Source organism: Phyllobacterium myrsinacearum (genome assembly GCF_002980555.1).
GTDB lineage: Bacteria > Pseudomonadota > Alphaproteobacteria > Rhizobiales > Rhizobiaceae > Phyllobacterium > Phyllobacterium myrsinacearum.
Window position 1 is genome coordinate 347,614 of record NZ_PVBT01000005.1, and the last position, 16,013, is coordinate 363,626.

A 16,013-nucleotide genomic window follows, 5' to 3' on the forward strand; every position below is an offset into this window, starting at 1 on the left:
ACTAAAGTTGATAATGACTATAGAGAACTACTGCAACCTATAGTAGATTTCATTACGAGGGCCGGAAGTAAACAACAATAATATGCATTTCTAATCATAAATAAGGGTGACATACGGGGGCTTTAGCCATTATGCGGTTGACAGTTTTGGGAGAGGCAACGGTTATGAGTATTGGCGGGCACCTGGTCCCGCGCGTACCGGCGAACTTTCTGCGAATTGTCACCTATATCCTGCTGGAGAGCAATTGCCACTCGGTGGCGCGCAGCAAGCTGGCACAAATACTCTGGTCGGAAACCGACCAGACTCACGCCAGCGTGAATTTGCGCCAAAGCCTTGCGCGCATCCGCCGATTCCAGGAGCAACTAGGCATCACCCTGATTGAAAGCGACGCTGTCTATGTCAGGCTCAATTTAGCCTCGGTCGAACAGGGCCTTCTCGATATCGATCTGATGGAGTTTCTCAGCTGCGCCGCACGGGGAGGAGCCGAACCCGCTCTCAGGATCTGCGAACTTTATCGGGGCGACCTTCTGATACAAAATGAACCCGACAACTCTGACTTCGACGAATGGCTGGATATCAAGCGCGTCAAAATTCGCGATGATGCGATCGTTGCCCTGCGATCGGCTCTTGATCAGCCTCATTTCAATATTGACGAGAGACGGCAATGCGCGCGCAAGCTGATCGACATCGACCCCTATCAGGAGGTCGGCTATCGCATGCTCATGCAAACGGCATCCCAGCTCGGGATGATCACGATGGTCGAACGAACGTTCCGGGAATGCGCGAAGAAACTGCGCGATGACCTGGATATCGATCCAGAGGCTGAAACAATCGAGCTATACCAGCATCTGCACACCAAAAGATCGCTCAACTTGCCGCAACCCGTCATTCATTCACCGGTGCTGGGGTCCTTGTCTCTCAACGATGCTGACCATCACCGGTCCTACTTTCTTCAGCCGGCAAATTCGCTCGAACTGTCAAGACAGCCCATCCTGCCAAAGATTATTGTATTGTACCTGCCGCAAACCCTCGCAGACCCCATGGAGCAGTTGGCAGCCTCCCTGGTTGACGATATCACGATAGGATTGTGCCGCCTGCGTACGCTGTCCGTGGTCGCTCCCTATACATCCATCCGGGTTGTGACGGAATCGAGCATCAACGGCTTCTCCGACCTTCACGAACAATTGGGCGTGGATTTTGTCTTCGACAGCAGACTGATGCGCGGCGATGGCTTTTGCTTCCTCTCGGTAAAACTCATCAATACGCGCACGCGGGAGATCGTCTGGGCGGAAAAACAGAAATTTGATTATACGCTGCCTGAACAGCAGTACCGCCACCTGTCCATGCGCATCGTCCTGTCCATCGTCACCACCATCGAACGGGAGGAGCTGGACCGCTACAACCGGCTGATCCAGAATCCCGATGCCTATTACTGGTACCTTGTCGGCAAGCGTGAAATCGACAGCCTTGATCTGACGAAAGTCCGTACCGCGCGGGATGCTTTCAAGAATGCCCTGATCGCAGCGCCGGATTTCGTGCCCGCCTTGAGCGGTGTCGCGCGAACCATGCAGCGCGAATGGCTTGTTCTTGCACGCAATGACAAGGATATCCTGCTTGAAGGCGAACAAATCGCCAAGAAGGCCGCGCCCAACGACCCGGATGACGAACGGCCTTTGCGCGAGCTGGGCACCATCAATATGTATCTTGGCAAGTATGATGAAAGCCTGGAATATTTTGATCAAAGTGAGACGCTCAACCCGCAACATGCCGACCTGCTTGCCGACTACGCCGACGCCTTGACCCATTCCGGCGAGCTCGAACTGGCTCTCAGCAAAATCCAGCACGCAATTGCGCTGAACCCCCTGGCGCCCGACTATTACTACTGGGTGGGCGCTGGCACCTTCCATTATCTCGATCGCTATGCCGAGGCCATCGCGTTTCTTCAGAAGATGAAAAATCCGCGAGCGGCCGCCCGCTTGATGGCAGCATGCTGGGCACGATTGGGTGAACATGAACAGGCCGCGGAATACAGAAATTATGCTCTGGAAGATAACCCGTCTTTTCGAATTGACGAATGGGTAAAATCGATGAGCCTCAGAATGCCTGCCCACCGTAGGATGTATGAAGAATCTCTACGCGAAGCGGGATTCCAGTGACGCAACGTCCAATACAAACAGGGGAAAACATGCATGGAAAAGTATTTCATCATCGGGGAAGCCGGGACTGATGAACTTTGGCTTGTCAACACGGCGGAAAATCGCGTTGAAAAATTGAACAGCGCTGCCGCTGGATCCGTTATCGAAACCATCAATACAGCGCGAAAGAACGGAATTACACTCATCAAGGGAGTAAGTATCGCGATTGTTACAAACAGCAGGACGGGGGCTGATGTAAAAATGTCAATTACCGATCCAACAGTTAAATAAAATAGAAATGTCGTTGGATAAGAAATCTCATCGATAATATTCAATTGATATAGAAACGAATCAAAGTACCGTTGCCATGTGGTTCTCCTTCATGGAAAGGTTACTCGCATGGCAAAGTTTTACATCATCGATGAGCCAGAGACCGACACGCTCTGGCTGGTAAACCTGGAAGAAAAAACCGTTGAGAGTCTTGATCGGAGTATGATTGAATGCTCCGGATCGGCTGGGTATGACTTCATAAAGACTATCAGTAATCGATCAGAAAATATAATGATTACTGAAGGTTACCGGAATGGCCCAGCGGAAAGACTCTCGTCCGCGAGCCCCTTGCAATAGGCTGCGCTATTCCAGGGGATCATCGCATTTATCGATATAGGCACGATGATAACGGTTCGCTGGAGTAACAATGCAGCAATTGGCCGAAACTTCCATACTGAACAGGCTGGCGGCGGATGAAGTCAATCTTTGTTCCGCCGCCCGTCTGGAGCAACGGTCGTCGACACGACTGATCGACGCGGATCTGACGGTGCAAAAACTGCGTCCGCACTTTCCCCATCTCGGCATCGTCCGGCTGGCCGAGGTAACCGGGCTGGACCGGATAGGAATCCCGGTGTGGATGGCTGTCCGCCCCAACAGCAAGACTCTGGCCGTGAGCCAGGGCAAGGGGATCACCACAGCCCATGCGCGCGCGTCCGCTGTCATGGAAGCGGCTGAGATCGCCATAGCCGAAAACATTCCCCTCGCATCGGTCCGCGCCAGCCGGCAGGACTTGCTGCAGGCCGGCAGGACCGTCTTTGACGGGCGGATGCTGGTTATGAAGGGCGCCGACGAACCAGCACCCGAGCTCATCGATGAATGGCTTGAGGGCTATGACCTTCTGCGGAACAGAACGGTATTCGTACCCAGAGAACTCGTATCGCTCGACTTCACATCAGCGCGAAAAGCGCGGCATTACTGCCAGTCGACCGATGGCCTTGCCTCGGGCAACTGCCTGCTTGAAGCTGTTATTCACGGCCTGTGCGAGCGCGTGGAACGCGACGCGACCGAACTATGGCGGTTCAAGCGCGACAGTGCCGTCCATGCCCAGTGCGTCGACCCGGCGGTGTTCCCGGACGCCGGTATCCGCTGGCTGGCAGACAGGATCAGTGGGGCGGGTTTCCTGCTGCGCCTTTTCGATATTCGTTCCGATATCGGCCTTCCGGTATTCATGGCAACCATCAACCCGGTTTCGCGGAAAGGCACCTATCTGCATTTCGACCTTTCTGCCGGGTATGGGTGCCACCTGTCGCCGCGCGTGGCCGCCATGCGGGCGATCACCGAGGCGGCCCAGACGCGTATCACCAATATTTCCGGCGCCAGAGATGATTTTGATCCCTCGGAATATGCGCAGCGCCTTGCTCCTGATCTCGGTGTCTACATAAGGGCAGAGCCGAGGGCCCATTGGCACTTTGACGAACCGGAACCGTCAGAACCTGCGCGCCTCGATGCCTATCTCGACCCGTTGCGCAACCGCGGTATTGGCAGTGCGGTCGTTGTTCCCCTGGGCGGTGAAGCCTATGGAATGTCCGTTTGCCGCGTCCTGATCAACGAGCTGGAAAGCCCAGCCGGCATACGCAAACACCGCTTTGGCGGAAGGGCGCTGAACGCGATGTTGCTGCAATGAAGATTCTGTTTGCAGGCCCAAGTCTTTCCAGAACCGAATTCGTGCCCGTGCGCACAAATGAAGATCGCCTGCTGCCCGATCGTTCTCTGACGTGCCGGGGGCCGGCGAAATGCGGGGATATCACCCGCGCGGTGGATGAAGGCTACAGCATGATCGGACTTGTCGACGGCCGTTTCGAGGATGTGGCCGCGGTCTGGCACAAGGAAATACTATACGCGCTTTCGCAGGGCGTCACCGTTCTCGGCGCGGCAAGCATGGGTGCGCTGCGTGCGGCGGAATGCCATCCATTCGGCATGATCGGCATTGGGGAGGTTTTTGCGCGCTACGCGTTCGGCGGATTGGAGGACGATGCCGCGGTGGCACAGGTGCATGCACCGGCCGAGTTTGGCTATACTGCCTTCACAGAAGCCATGGTCACCGTTGATGCGACGCTGGATGCGGCGCTGCATGTATCGGCAATCACGCCCGGCGAACATGTCTTGATCCGCGACAGAGCCAATGCAGTGTTCTTCAAGGACAGGAGCTGGGCACGCATATTCGAGGCCCTGGCTCCCGATATCATTGACGCCGCCGGACGGCTCAAGCCTTTCATTCGCAACGTCAAAAGACAGGATGCGGAGGCCCTGTTGAACGTGTTGCTTGAAGGCAAAAACCCTGCCGAAGCCGGGGGATTGACGGCAGATTCCACCAGCTGGCTCTTCAACGAAACGACGCAGTGGCGAAAACTGCGGGCTCAGCACTGAACGGATCCGCCGGGGTTTCAAAAAGGACTATCCTTGGAAGATGTAAGCGACAGTACATCTTCGATGTATGATCCCTCCTCCAAAAGGATGCGGCCTTCGCTCTGGGTTGGCTTTTTTCAGCGCCCAGTAGGCCGATTTCAGCATCGGACAACCGCCAAAATCCAAAGCGTTTCCCGCCATGCCTTCCTATAGGATGGTCATCGGAATATTTGGATTGAAAGTTGCACTGTAACCACGGAGGGGACTATGTCACCAACTACAGAGCGGCACCGGCCACTCAGCCGCGCGCGACGACACTTTCTCGGCGTGGCGCTTTCCACGAGCGTCAAGGTCGCGGCAATCACAGGCTTGGCCACGGCCATGTCTTCCTTCCCCGCGCGGGCCATGGGAAGGAAATGGTGGAGACATGGCGGCGAGCCCGGCCATACCCCCGGCGGCGACAATCAAAACTGCTTTCTCCGGGGCACCTCGATCAGGACCCCGGCAGGTGAGGTTCATATTGAAGATCTTCGGATCGGCGATGATGTGGAAACCATGAACGGCAAAGCTGCCGCCGTGAGATGGATTGGACGCCAGGTTTACAAAAGGAACAGCCCGTCCTGGGCGGCCAGCGTCATGCCAATCCGTATTTCACGCCACGCTTTCGATCAGCAAACGCCCCACGCGGATCTCTACCTCTCGCCCAATCATGCACTGTATGTCGATGGCGTTCTGATCCGCGCGAAGGATCTGGTGAACGGCCTGTCCATTGCTCCGTCGCTTCCCCCTGACCGGGAGATCATCGAATATTTCCACATTGTGCTTGATACCCATGACGTGATCTTCGCCGAGGGTGCTCCTGCTGAAACATTCCTGCTTCGCGACAGTAACCACGAGAGCTTTACCAACTTTTCCGAATATGCACGCCTTTACCCCGCAGGCCTCGGCACACCCATGGTGCCCTTCGCGCCGATCATTGGTTATGAAGGCGGCCGCGAGAACCTGATGGCTCTTCTGCGCCTCGGCCTGCCCCGCTTCATCGGCTTGCGTGATCCGGTTCAGGACGCCCGCGACAGATTTGCCTTGCGTGCCCGGGAAACCGCAGGCACCGACCGGATGCACGCCATGGTGTAACGAGAAGCGCCGCGGCAAGGAATAGGTAACCGCTTGAATGCGACAAGCAGGCGTTCCCCTCCGGGAACACCTGCTTCGACATGTTCAGCAAGAGCGCTTACCTGGCTCAAGTCCGGCTAGTCCTCACACGGCTTCAGCGCGTTCTCCGCCCGTTCGGAAGCCTCCGATGCCTTCATGAAAGCCATGCAGCGCCTTGATATGATCGGCAAGCCGCAATGCCAGCGCGACAATTGTCAATGTCGGCATATCGTTGCCACAGGTCGGAAACACCGAACTGCCGGCGACGTGCAGGTTGTGGATGCCGTGCACCGTACAGTCCTGGTCGACGACGCCCCTATGCGGGTCGACATGCATCCGGGTGGTTCCCATATGATGATTGCATCCGATGATCGAAAGCTCAGGCTCTGCAGCCGGCCGCTCGAGATCGACATGTCCGACGCCGGATGCCTCAAACTCATCCTTAATCAGTCCCAGCATCCGTGAGTGGGTGTGCTTTTCCAGATCGCCGACACGCCAATCAAGTGCTGCCCGGTTGAGGCCCAATCTGTCCCGCTGCGCCGACAGCGTAACCCTGCTCTCCCTGTTGGGAACGGGTTCGATGACACTCTCGATCTGGAAATAATCCGACTTCGCGGCGAGCCGCAGCTTCCGGTAGAGCAGGGATGCCATGAGGTTGGGACTGCCAAGCGCAACGGTGGCAAATGTTCTCAATTTGAAGTCGCGATAATGCCGCCACCGGATGGCATTGTATATCTCGTGGAAACGCTCGGTCAGCGTGCTGTCCTCGCCCGCCCGGCATGCCCGGAAATAGGTGCGGCACTGCACCAGGTGTTCGTCCCGCTGAACCTGTTCCGTCAAGCCGAGATGCGCGCTTGCGCTGGTACCATCCACGGCAAGCTTGGGATTGTGATAGGTGTAGCGGGCATCGTAAAAGCGAAACGCGGCGGCATTGACCGCAGGTATCATCTGGCCAAGGCGAATACGCGGGTGCTCCATGAAATAGCGGCCGACCACATCGTGCTGGTTGCCAAGCCCTCGCTGATCACACCGGTTGGACAGCAGGAGAAGACGGGCGTTTTCGATCCCGCCCGCGGCTAGAATGACTCTTTGGGCCCGCACGAACATCATCTTTTGCCCATATGTCGCCACGTGCACGCCGGTTACAGTTGATGGATCTTCATGCGTCGCGATCTCGGTTGCATTGGCATTCAGCAGCACTTTCGTCGTTTGCGCGGTGCGTAGAAACGCCTCATAGTCGCGGCCAAACCGCGTTGGCGGGCTAAACTTGCTCACCATCGTCTCAAGCGAGGCATCATTCAGCTCCAGCAGTATGGAGCGGTCGCCCACGAGATGTTCGTGCCAGAACTGCGGTTCGAAACCGTGATTATTGACTTGGACCAGGTCGCTTGCACGGGCATAGAACCGCTGCATCTCCGTCAGATCGAACGGCCATCCACTGTTGGGCACCCAGTGCCGCGGTTCAAAATCAATGCCGATGAACGGTCGTATCCACCCGCCCCAGCAATTGGAACTGCCGCCGAATTGCCGGGTTCTCGTCGCCTGAAGGTCGTAGGGGATGCCAAGGTTTTCGCCCTGGTAGAGGGATTGTGACGCGGCATTGAAGTTCAGTCCACCGCCTTCAAGAACGATCGTTTCAATGCCCCGTTTCTGGAATTCGAGCGCAAGCGTGATCCCTGCGACGCCGCCGCCAACGATGCATATCGCGGCATCCAGAACTGAACCCGCTGGAAGTTCTCTGGCGTCAACAAACATGGCGTGAAAGCCCGGATTGAGCAAAGCTGAAAACAATATTGAGCGATATGGCGTGTTCCATTGCCGATCGACCTCAAGCCAGAACGAGCAAGACCAGTGTTATGCTCACAGAGACAATCCGCCGGTTGGCGGCTTGTCTGTCCCCATCGGATATTTGAGGGCGATTATAGGGCCGGATGGCCTCCAGGCGGAATATGCTGCGACGGCTAGGACGAGTAGCCCTTTTGCTTAGAGCCCTCCTCATTCGGGCTACTGGTTGCACAACCGATTGGGTACAGTTCAAAGCTGGGCAGCTTGCCCGAGCGCCGTGGCGCCGCCGGCAGCCTGAACAGCCAGACTTCCCAGAGCAACACCGGCATTGAGGCAGGATTGCGGGTCCAGCCCGTCGAGCCAGGCATTGATGAACCCGGCATCGCATGCGTCGCCTGCGCCAGTTGTATCAACGACGGCAACACTTGGAGCAACGCTGTAGAAATAACGGCCATCCACCATCAGATGGGCACCGCGCGCACCGGATTTGACGACAACGACGGGAAAGTTTTCGGCAAGCTTGCGCAGGCTTTCAACCGGATCGGACAGGCCGGTGATCGCCGTCGCCTCTTCCTCGTTCGGCAGGAAGATATCCACACCCGCGCAGTTTCCGATAAAGGCGGGATCAAAAATCAGGGTTTCATCCCAGCTGGGATCGAGGGAAACCGTCAAGCCGTGCGCCTTCGCATTCCGTACCAGATCAGGGATCTCAACGAGAGTGGCATATTCGGCGATATGAAGATGTGTTGCCTTCTCCCAGGCGAGCGCCGGCAGCAATGTCGCCGGTTGCGCTGACCCGGCCCGGCGTGAGAGAAAGGCCCGCTCTTCACTGTGATTGATTGCAACCGAAACCTGCGGGCCGGCATCGGGCGCCTGCTCAAGAAAGCGCAGATCGATGCCGCTGGCCCCGAGTTGATCCAGCAGCCCCATGGACAGGGAGTCGGTACCAAGCCGGGCAAGAAGCGCCGTGTTCCTGCCCGTATGGGCCAGATAGGCCGCGACGATGAACGCGCCGCCGCCGCCGGTGATGGCCATATTGCTGGCAAAGACTTCACGCCCGAGCACCGGCATTGACTCAAGCCCGGTAAAAATCAGGTCACAGTAAATCCTGCCGATACTCAGAACGGCATTCTTTTCGGCTGAATTGGATTTCATAAACGGCCCAGCGACTTCTCGGTTTTTGCATCGAAGAGATAGAGTGCCGTTGGTGCGGCATAGGCAGTGACGGTGCTTCCCGTCGCCGGGATCAGTTTGCCCGGCGCTGTTGCAATGACCGATTGTCCGGCAACGTCGAAGTGCACCAGCGTTTCGGATCCCAGCGGCTCGACCGCCGACACGACGCCCTCCAGTTTGAAGTTACCCGGCGCTGCCTCGCCGATCACCAGGTCGTGCGGGCGAATACCGATCAGCATGGTGCCACCGGCTTCCACGGCAACGCCCGTATCGGTGCGGCGACCGGGAATGAGGTTCATTGACGGACTGCCGATGAACCGCGCGGTGAACACATCCAGCGGGTTTTCGTAGATCTCCATCGGCGTTCCTGTCTGCAGGATATGACCGTCGCGCATCACGACGATCCGGTCGGCCATGGTCATGGCTTCCACCTGATCGTGGGTAACATAGACGATGGTCGTACCCAGCCGCTGATGCAGACGCTTGACCTCGATGCGCATCTGCGCCCGCAATTGCGCGTCAAGATTGGACAGAGGCTCGTCGAACAAGAAGGCAGAGGGATTGCGCACCATTGCACGGCCGATGGCGACGCGCTGGCGCTGGCCGCCGGACAATGCCGAGGGACGCCGTTCGAGCAAGGCGGTCAGCCCAAGCATTTCGGCAGTCTCATCAATGCGCTTGTCCTTGTCTTCCCTCGACATTTTGGAGGTATAAAGACCGAAGCCAATATTCTGCCGGACGGTCAGGTGCGGATAAATGGCATAGTTCTGGAACACCATGGCAATGTTGCGTTGCTTGGGTTCACGTTCGTTGACCACATCGCCGCCAATACGCAGCGTGCCTCCGGAAATATCCTCGAGACCCGCAATCATGCGCAGCGTCGTTGATTTGCCGCAGCCGGACGGACCGACAAAGACAACGAATTCGCCGTCGGCGATTTCAAGGTCGATGCCGTGGACCACATTGGTCTTGCCATAGCGCTTGACCAGGCCCTGAAGTTCAATTGTCGCCATCAGGCAGCTCCTACCAATGCTTTGAAATTACGGTCAAGTTCATGGGCCGCCCGGCTCTCGCTGGTGGAATGATCGGCAGCCAATTGCGCGAAGACCGAAGCCCGGTCGCGATAGGATGACAGTGCCGCGGCCATGGGCTCCGCGGCGGGGCCGCCGAACCGGCTGCGCACACGGACAAAATAGTCGGGCGATACGATTTCGGCGAATTGATCGCGATCAACCGACGGTGTGCGCCCGGTCGCATGTTCGAAAGCCGCCAGAAACGGCTCGAAGCCGCCGGTGGGCAGATCGCCCTGTTTGGCAACGACTGCCCTGGCAACCGTAGCGGCGATTTCATGGGCTTCCCGGAACGACAGGCCTTCGCGGCGCACCAGTGAATCGGCAAGTTCGGTGATGGTGATGCAGGAGCGGCGGATATTGCCGGCGACACGTTCGGAATCGATACGGATTGCCGATACGAACGAAGCCATGAGATCGAGAACGCGCGCCGCGGAAACAAAGGCCTCATAGCCCATCGACTGGGTTTCGCCCTCGCTGTCATTCATGTCGGTGAATGGAGTATTGTGCATGACGTCAAGCACGGTGCGCGCCCGGCCGAATGTTTGGCTTGCCAGCAGCCGCATATGCTCGATGGGCACAGGATTGCGCTTCTGCGGCATGATCGACGAAATTTGCACCAGCGCATTCGGGACATAGACCTGCCCCACTTCAAAGCTCGTCCAGAACTGGAAATCCTGGATCAACCGGCCGAGATGCAGAAACATCAATTCGATGGCACTGTAGGTGGAGGTAATATAGTCGACCGCGGCGATGCAGCTGTAGGAGTTGCGCAGCGGAGCGGAAAATCCGAGAAGCTCTGCCACGCGGGCGCGATCGATCGCAAATCCGGAGGTAGTGATGGCCGCGGCACCCATGGGGCTGAGATCGACGATCTGCCGCGCTTCTTCGAAGCGGTTCATGTCGCGTATCAACACTTCGATGACGGCAGACAAGTAGTGGCCGAAGGTGGTCGGCTGTGCCGGCTGGCCATGCGTGTAGGCAACGATCAAGGTTGCTTTCTCGCGCTCGGCCGCATCGATCAGAGTATCAAGCAGGTGGCGCGCCTTGCCCATCAGCGCATCGATGCGTGCCTTCAGTCCAAGCTTGAAAAGCGTATGATCAATATCATTGCGCGAACGGGCCGTGTGGAGGCGTCCTGCGATATCGGCACCAACCCGTTGTTTCAGTTCCTTCTCGATCAGGAAGAAGAAGTCTTCCACCTCTCCCGTATAGATGAGCGAGGCCGGATCGATGTCGCGGTCAATGGCTTCGAGCGCGACCGCGATTTTGGCCGCCTGCGTGCGGTCGACGATGCCTGTTTCCACCAGCATCACCAGATGGGCGCGATCGATGCGGCGGAAGCCATCGACATGATGCGACTTGGCACCGTCAAACAGAGGCCGCAGCACCGCTTCCTTGTAGACCGGATCGGGAAAGAGGCTTTTGTCGGAGAGACGCGGATCATTCAACGTCATAGCGATTATCCTTTCAGTCCGGCCAGCATCACGCCGCGCACGATATAGCGCTGCAGCACCAGAAAAACGATGAGCGTCGGCAGCGTGGCGATGGCTGCGCCAGTCATGATCAATTCCCACTGGATCGACTGTTCGACGGCAAAGCTCGAGAGGCCGACGGGAAGCGTGTAGAGTTCCTTGCTCGTGGTCACGATCAACGGCCAGAAGAAGGCCGTCCAATTGCCAAGGAAGGTGAAAATGGCAAGGGCGGACAGCGCCGGCGTAACCAGCGGCATTGCCACTTTCCACCAGATCTGGAACTCGTTCAGACCATCGATCCGCGCAGCTTCCAGAAAGTCGTTGGGGATGGTGTCAAAGAACTGCTTCATCAGGAAGGTCCCGAACGCTGTCATCATGCCCGGGAACATGATGCCCCAATAGCTATCCAGCCAGCCCAATTGGCTCGACATGAGGTACCACGGGATAACCAGCATCTCTGTCGGTATCATCAGGGTTGACAGGATGGCGAGGAAGATCAGATAGCGGCCACGGAATTCGAACTTTGCCAGCGTGTAGCCAACAAGGCTGTCGAAGAAAACATTGGAAAGCGTCACTGTGACAGCGACAAGGCTGGAATTGAGAAACCAGCGCATGAAGCGGCCGTCGAGCAGCACTTTGGCATAGTTTTCCAATGTCGGCGCTGCAGGAATAACACGCAGATCGTAGACCTGGCCTGCCGTCTTCAGCGAGGTGGAGAACATGAAGAGCAGTGGCGTAATCATGATCAGGCCGCCGATCAGAAGGAGTGTCCAGACGAGGATCTGGGCGGGTCTTATGTTGGCGCGGTACAATCCTGCCGGCTTCGGGAGAGCAGTGGTCATATCATTTATCCCTCAAGACGCGCAGTTGCAGCAATGACACCACCAGCAGGATGGAAAACAGCACAACTGTCTGCGCTGCCGCATACCCCATCTGGTAGGATGAAAAGGCGGTCTGGAAGATCATCAGCACCAGAGGCTTCGTCGAGCCCAGGGGGCCGCCAGGGTCATTGGTGGTCATGTTGTAGACCTGATCAAAAATCCGCAGGAAGCCAATGGAGGAAAAAACCACCAGAAAAACGGTCGTTGGCTTGAGCAGCGGCAAGGTGATGCGGCGCAGAATGGCCCACTCGCCGAGGCCGTCGATGCGGGCAGCCTCATAATAGGTACCTGGAATGGCGCGCAGACCGGCCATGAAAATGATGATCTGGAAGCCAAGACCGGCCCAAATCGACGTCACCATGATCGACGGCAACGCCTGATTGACCGACCGGATGAAGGGCTGCTGCGGCAAGCCGAAAAGCCCGAGGACATCATTGATGACACCGATCGGCGCCGGCTGATAAAACCATCGCCATACCCAGGCCATAGCGGCGGCCGTGGTCAGAAATGGCAGGAAATACAGTGCCCGGATGAAGGCGTGCATGAAGCGCACGCGATCGAGATAGTAAGCAATGGTGAACGCCAGCAACAGGCTGATCGGGGTGCCGATCAGCAGATAGGTGAAGGTATTGCGGAAGACTTTCCAGAACTGCGGATCGCTGAACAACCGCTCGTAATTGCCCAGACCGATGAACACCGGCGGACGCATCAGATCCCAATCCGTCAGCGACAGCCAGAAGGCTTGCAGCGTCGGATAGAAACGGATGACGCTGTAGAACACGATAGGCAGGGCAAGAAACGACCAGACCCAGATCAGCCGCTTGGTTTTCATGGATAGCCGGTCCCACACGGGCCCGGTGGGGCGGCTTGCGGCCGCCCCTTCCGTATTGACAGGTGTGGAAACCATTGGACGATGCCCTTACTTCTTGGCGGAATCGATGATTGCCTGTTCGGCCGTTGCCGCCTGGGCAATCGAGTCTTCCGCTGACTGTCCTTCCAGAAGAACGCGGTTGGCCATGTCCATGGCCGTCTGGCGCTGCGCAGCCTCATCGACGAATTGCGTGGTATGCGCATATTCAAGTCCCTTGAGGAACGGGCCGAAAATCGGATCGGCCAGATTGGCGTCCGTCAGGGCGGCGGAACGGCGGGCGGGCAGCTCGCCCACAGTCTTCAGCCAGATGTCCATGGCTTCCGGCGAGGAGATATAGGCCAGGAACTTCTTCGACGCTTCGAGCTTTTCCCCGCTGACGCGCGCGCCAATACCATTGGCGAAATAGCTCGCGTAATTGGACCGCAGGCCTGCCGCATTGGCGGGCAGTTCAGTGACGCCCCACTCGAAGGTATTGATCGTCTTGAAGGAGCCGAGACGGAAAGTCCCGTCGATGGTCATGGCCGCCATACCTGCGCGAAACGCTGCCTGGCCTTCATCCATGAAACCGACCTGGCCGATCTTCTTCTCCGTCTGCAGGCTGGTGTAGAACTTCAGGGCCTTGATGCCGGCCTCACTGTTATAAGTCACTTTTGTATTGTCGGCCGAATAGGGTTCGCCGCCATACTGCCGGATAAGAACCTCACGCCACCACTGGTGATCCTGCCCCGTCATATCCAGCGTTGTACCGGCAACGACAAGGTTTCCGGCGGCATCGCGCTTGGTTGTCGCAACGCCGGCCGCAACGAAATCGTCCAGTGTCTTCGGCGGATTTTCAATCCCCGCCTCTTTCAGCAGCTTCTTGTTGTAGAACAGCGCCAGCGAGCGGACAGCTGTCGGCAGGCCATAATAATCGTTGCCCCGCTTCATGGCCGTCACGATGGGAAAGAAATCGCTTTCGATCTTGTCGTGCGGGAACATGTCGGTCGGGAGCGGCTGCAGCAGCTTGCCCGCAACGAACTTGTCAAGCCATCCGTAGAACAGCTGCATGACATCCGGACCCTTGCCGCCCATATTGGCTGCAACAATGCGTGTCTGATAGTCCGCATAGGGGAAAGTCGTCTGCTTGACGGTGATACCGGGATTGGCCTTTTCGAAATTGGCAATCAGCTGATCCATTGCCTTGACGCGGGTATCGTACACATACTGCCAATATTCGATTTCGACCGCCTGCGCCGTTCCGGCAGCAAAAGTGGCAAATCCGGCAAGCAGGCCGGCCAATAGAATTCCTTTACGCATATAACCTCCTGTGCCCTGCCATATCCATCATCGGATGCAGAGCTTCCCTGTTCCCCAGGCACCGGCGCTGCAGTCCGCATCGACGATCCCCATGACCTCATCCCACCGCACGGCAATGTTTTTGCTGCAGCAACCCCGAACGTTGTCGTGGCTTACATATAAGCTTCACCGTCAGCGATGATTTGTCAATAACATACTTTACTTGAATTATTGTATTGCGTCAGAACGCCTCTTGGAGGTATCGATGAAAGACTGGAATTGAGGTTCGAGACATGGCCCGACAGACGAGCGGTACGCATCAGATTGCCATCGGTAAAAATCCCGAGCGCAGCCGGCATCACAACCGGCGTGTTGTCCTGGATGTGGTACGCATTCACGGCTCGCTGGGACGCATGCACATCGCCAAACTGACACAGCTGACCGCCCAGGCGGTGGCCAATATCGTCGACGAGCTGGTCAGCGATAATTTGCTGATGGAGGTCGGGCGCCTCCGGTCCGGCCGCGGCCAGCCGCCCATTCAGTTCGCCGTCAATCCCGACGGGGCCATTACCATCGGCATCGAGATTGCCGCGGATCACATGGTGATCGTTGTTTTGGACCTTGCGGGGCAGGTGCGTTCCAGAGAAATCGTTCCCGTCAAGAACACCACGCCCGAGCACTTTGTTCCGCGTTTTGTCGGCGAGGTCGACCGGATTCGCACGCTCTTCAAGGCGAAGCTCCTGGGCATCGGCGTGGTCATGCCGGGACCCTTTGAGATCGATGGCATGACGTCCGTTGGTCCGACCACCCTTCCCGGCTGGGGTACGATCGACGCTGCAGAGATGCTGTCCGAGGCCAGCGGCGAACTGGTCATCGTCGAGAACGACGCGACTGCCGCCGTGGTCGGCGAGCGGCTGTTCGGTGCCGGGCAGACGATTTCCGATTTCTGCATGATCTATTTCGGTGCCGGTATCGGCCTTGGCGTCATTCACGAGGGAACGCCGTTTCGCGGCGCTTTCGGCAATGCCGGTGAAATCGGACATATCGTGGTTGCCCCGCGCGGAAAACAATGCCCATGCGGCCAGAGCGGCTGCCTTGAACTCTATGCCTCGCTGCATGCCCTGAAGGAAAAACTGCGCGAAGCCGGCATCGCCGCGAGCGAGTTTTCCGACCTTGAGACCCTTCACGCCGGAAACCATCCCGTTCTGAGAGCGTGGATCGGTGAGGCCGCAGATTATCTGAGCCCGATGGTTTCGATGCTGGAAAATATTCTGGATCCGGAAACCGTAATGCTGGGCGGAGCCATGCCGGATGCTATCATCGATGACATCATTTCCGCCATGCACAACCTGCCTGTATCCGTCGCGAGCCGCCGTGTACGCTCCCTGCCGCGTGTCCAGCGCGGCCAGACGGGTCAATTGACCGCCGCACTCGGCGCCGCAGCACTGCCGCTGTTCGAGGTCGTCACCCCCAAACTTGATACATCACCCACAGACATAGCCCATAACACGTTATAAGCG

Annotated in this window: 13 protein-coding genes; 6 read left to right on the top strand and 7 right to left on the bottom strand. The window is 57.4% G+C overall.

Annotated elements, in window-relative coordinates; genetic code table 11:
- Nucleotides 1-164: 164 nt before the first annotated feature.
- From C5750_RS18120 to C5750_RS18145, 5 genes are all read left to right on the top strand, one after another.
- Entirely contained in the window at nt 165-2,156 is a 1,992-nt protein-coding gene (locus tag C5750_RS18120; protein WP_158531353.1) for an AfsR/SARP family transcriptional regulator, read from the top strand.
- Between the two features lie 33 nt (nt 2,157-2,189).
- Nucleotides 2,190-2,426, top strand: coding sequence for a hypothetical protein (locus C5750_RS18125; RefSeq protein ID WP_105735319.1), 237 nt, complete (start codon nt 2,190-2,192; stop codon nt 2,424-2,426).
- A 406-nt stretch (nt 2,427-2,832) separates the two neighbouring features.
- On the top strand, nt 2,833-4,089 hold the full coding sequence (locus tag C5750_RS18135; protein ID WP_105735321.1) for a YcaO-like family protein: 1,257 nt from the start codon (nt 2,833-2,835) through the stop codon (nt 4,087-4,089).
- Nucleotides 4,086-4,832 (top strand): TfuA-like protein, encoded by a 747-nt coding sequence (locus C5750_RS18140; protein WP_105735322.1) that lies wholly within the window; start codon nt 4,086-4,088, stop codon nt 4,830-4,832. Before C5750_RS18135 ends, C5750_RS18140 begins: the two co-directional genes overlap by 4 nt.
- Nucleotides 4,833-5,180: 348 nt before the next feature.
- Nucleotides 5,181-5,945, top strand: a complete 765-nt coding sequence (locus C5750_RS18145; protein WP_245421158.1) for a Hint domain-containing protein — start codon at nt 5,181-5,183, stop codon at nt 5,943-5,945.
- Nucleotides 5,946-6,068: 123 nt separating this feature from the next.
- Here C5750_RS18145 and C5750_RS18150 read toward each other — a convergent pair whose 3' ends face one another.
- The 7 genes from C5750_RS18150 to C5750_RS18180 form a co-directional block, all read right to left on the bottom strand.
- Nucleotides 6,069-7,718, bottom strand: coding sequence for a GMC oxidoreductase (locus C5750_RS18150; RefSeq protein WP_130502118.1), 1,650 nt, complete (start codon nt 7,716-7,718; stop codon nt 6,069-6,071).
- A 279-nt stretch (nt 7,719-7,997) separates the two neighbouring features.
- Nucleotides 7,998-8,903 carry a carbohydrate kinase family protein gene (locus C5750_RS18155; protein ID WP_105735325.1) on the bottom strand — a complete coding sequence of 302 codons (906 nt, stop codon included), beginning with the start codon at nt 8,901-8,903 and terminating at the stop codon, nt 7,998-8,000.
- Nucleotides 8,900-9,934 (bottom strand): ABC transporter ATP-binding protein, encoded by a 1,035-nt coding sequence (locus C5750_RS18160; RefSeq protein ID WP_105735326.1) that lies wholly within the window; start codon nt 9,932-9,934, stop codon nt 8,900-8,902. The genes C5750_RS18155 and C5750_RS18160 overlap by 4 nt, the downstream gene beginning before the upstream one ends.
- Complete coding sequence (gene argH / locus C5750_RS18165) at nt 9,934-11,448, bottom strand: argininosuccinate lyase (protein WP_105735327.1); 1,515 nt, start codon at nt 11,446-11,448, stop codon at nt 9,934-9,936. Before argH ends, C5750_RS18160 begins: the two co-directional genes overlap by 1 nt.
- A 5-nt stretch (nt 11,449-11,453) precedes the next feature.
- Complete coding sequence (locus C5750_RS18170; protein ID WP_105735328.1) at nt 11,454-12,308, bottom strand: carbohydrate ABC transporter permease; 855 nt, start codon at nt 12,306-12,308, stop codon at nt 11,454-11,456.
- 1 nt (nt 12,309) lies between these two features.
- On the bottom strand, nt 12,310-13,254 hold the full coding sequence (locus C5750_RS18175; RefSeq protein ID WP_105735329.1) for a carbohydrate ABC transporter permease: 945 nt from the start codon (nt 13,252-13,254) through the stop codon (nt 12,310-12,312).
- Between the two features lie 12 nt (nt 13,255-13,266).
- Complete coding sequence (locus C5750_RS18180; RefSeq protein ID WP_105735330.1) at nt 13,267-14,514, bottom strand: sugar ABC transporter substrate-binding protein; 1,248 nt, start codon at nt 14,512-14,514, stop codon at nt 13,267-13,269.
- A 272-nt stretch (nt 14,515-14,786) separates the two neighbouring features.
- Between C5750_RS18180 and C5750_RS18185 the strand changes: the two genes are divergently transcribed.
- Nucleotides 14,787-16,010, top strand: coding sequence for an ROK family protein (locus C5750_RS18185; protein ID WP_105735331.1), 1,224 nt, complete (start codon nt 14,787-14,789; stop codon nt 16,008-16,010).
- Nucleotides 16,011-16,013 lie beyond the last annotated feature (3 nt).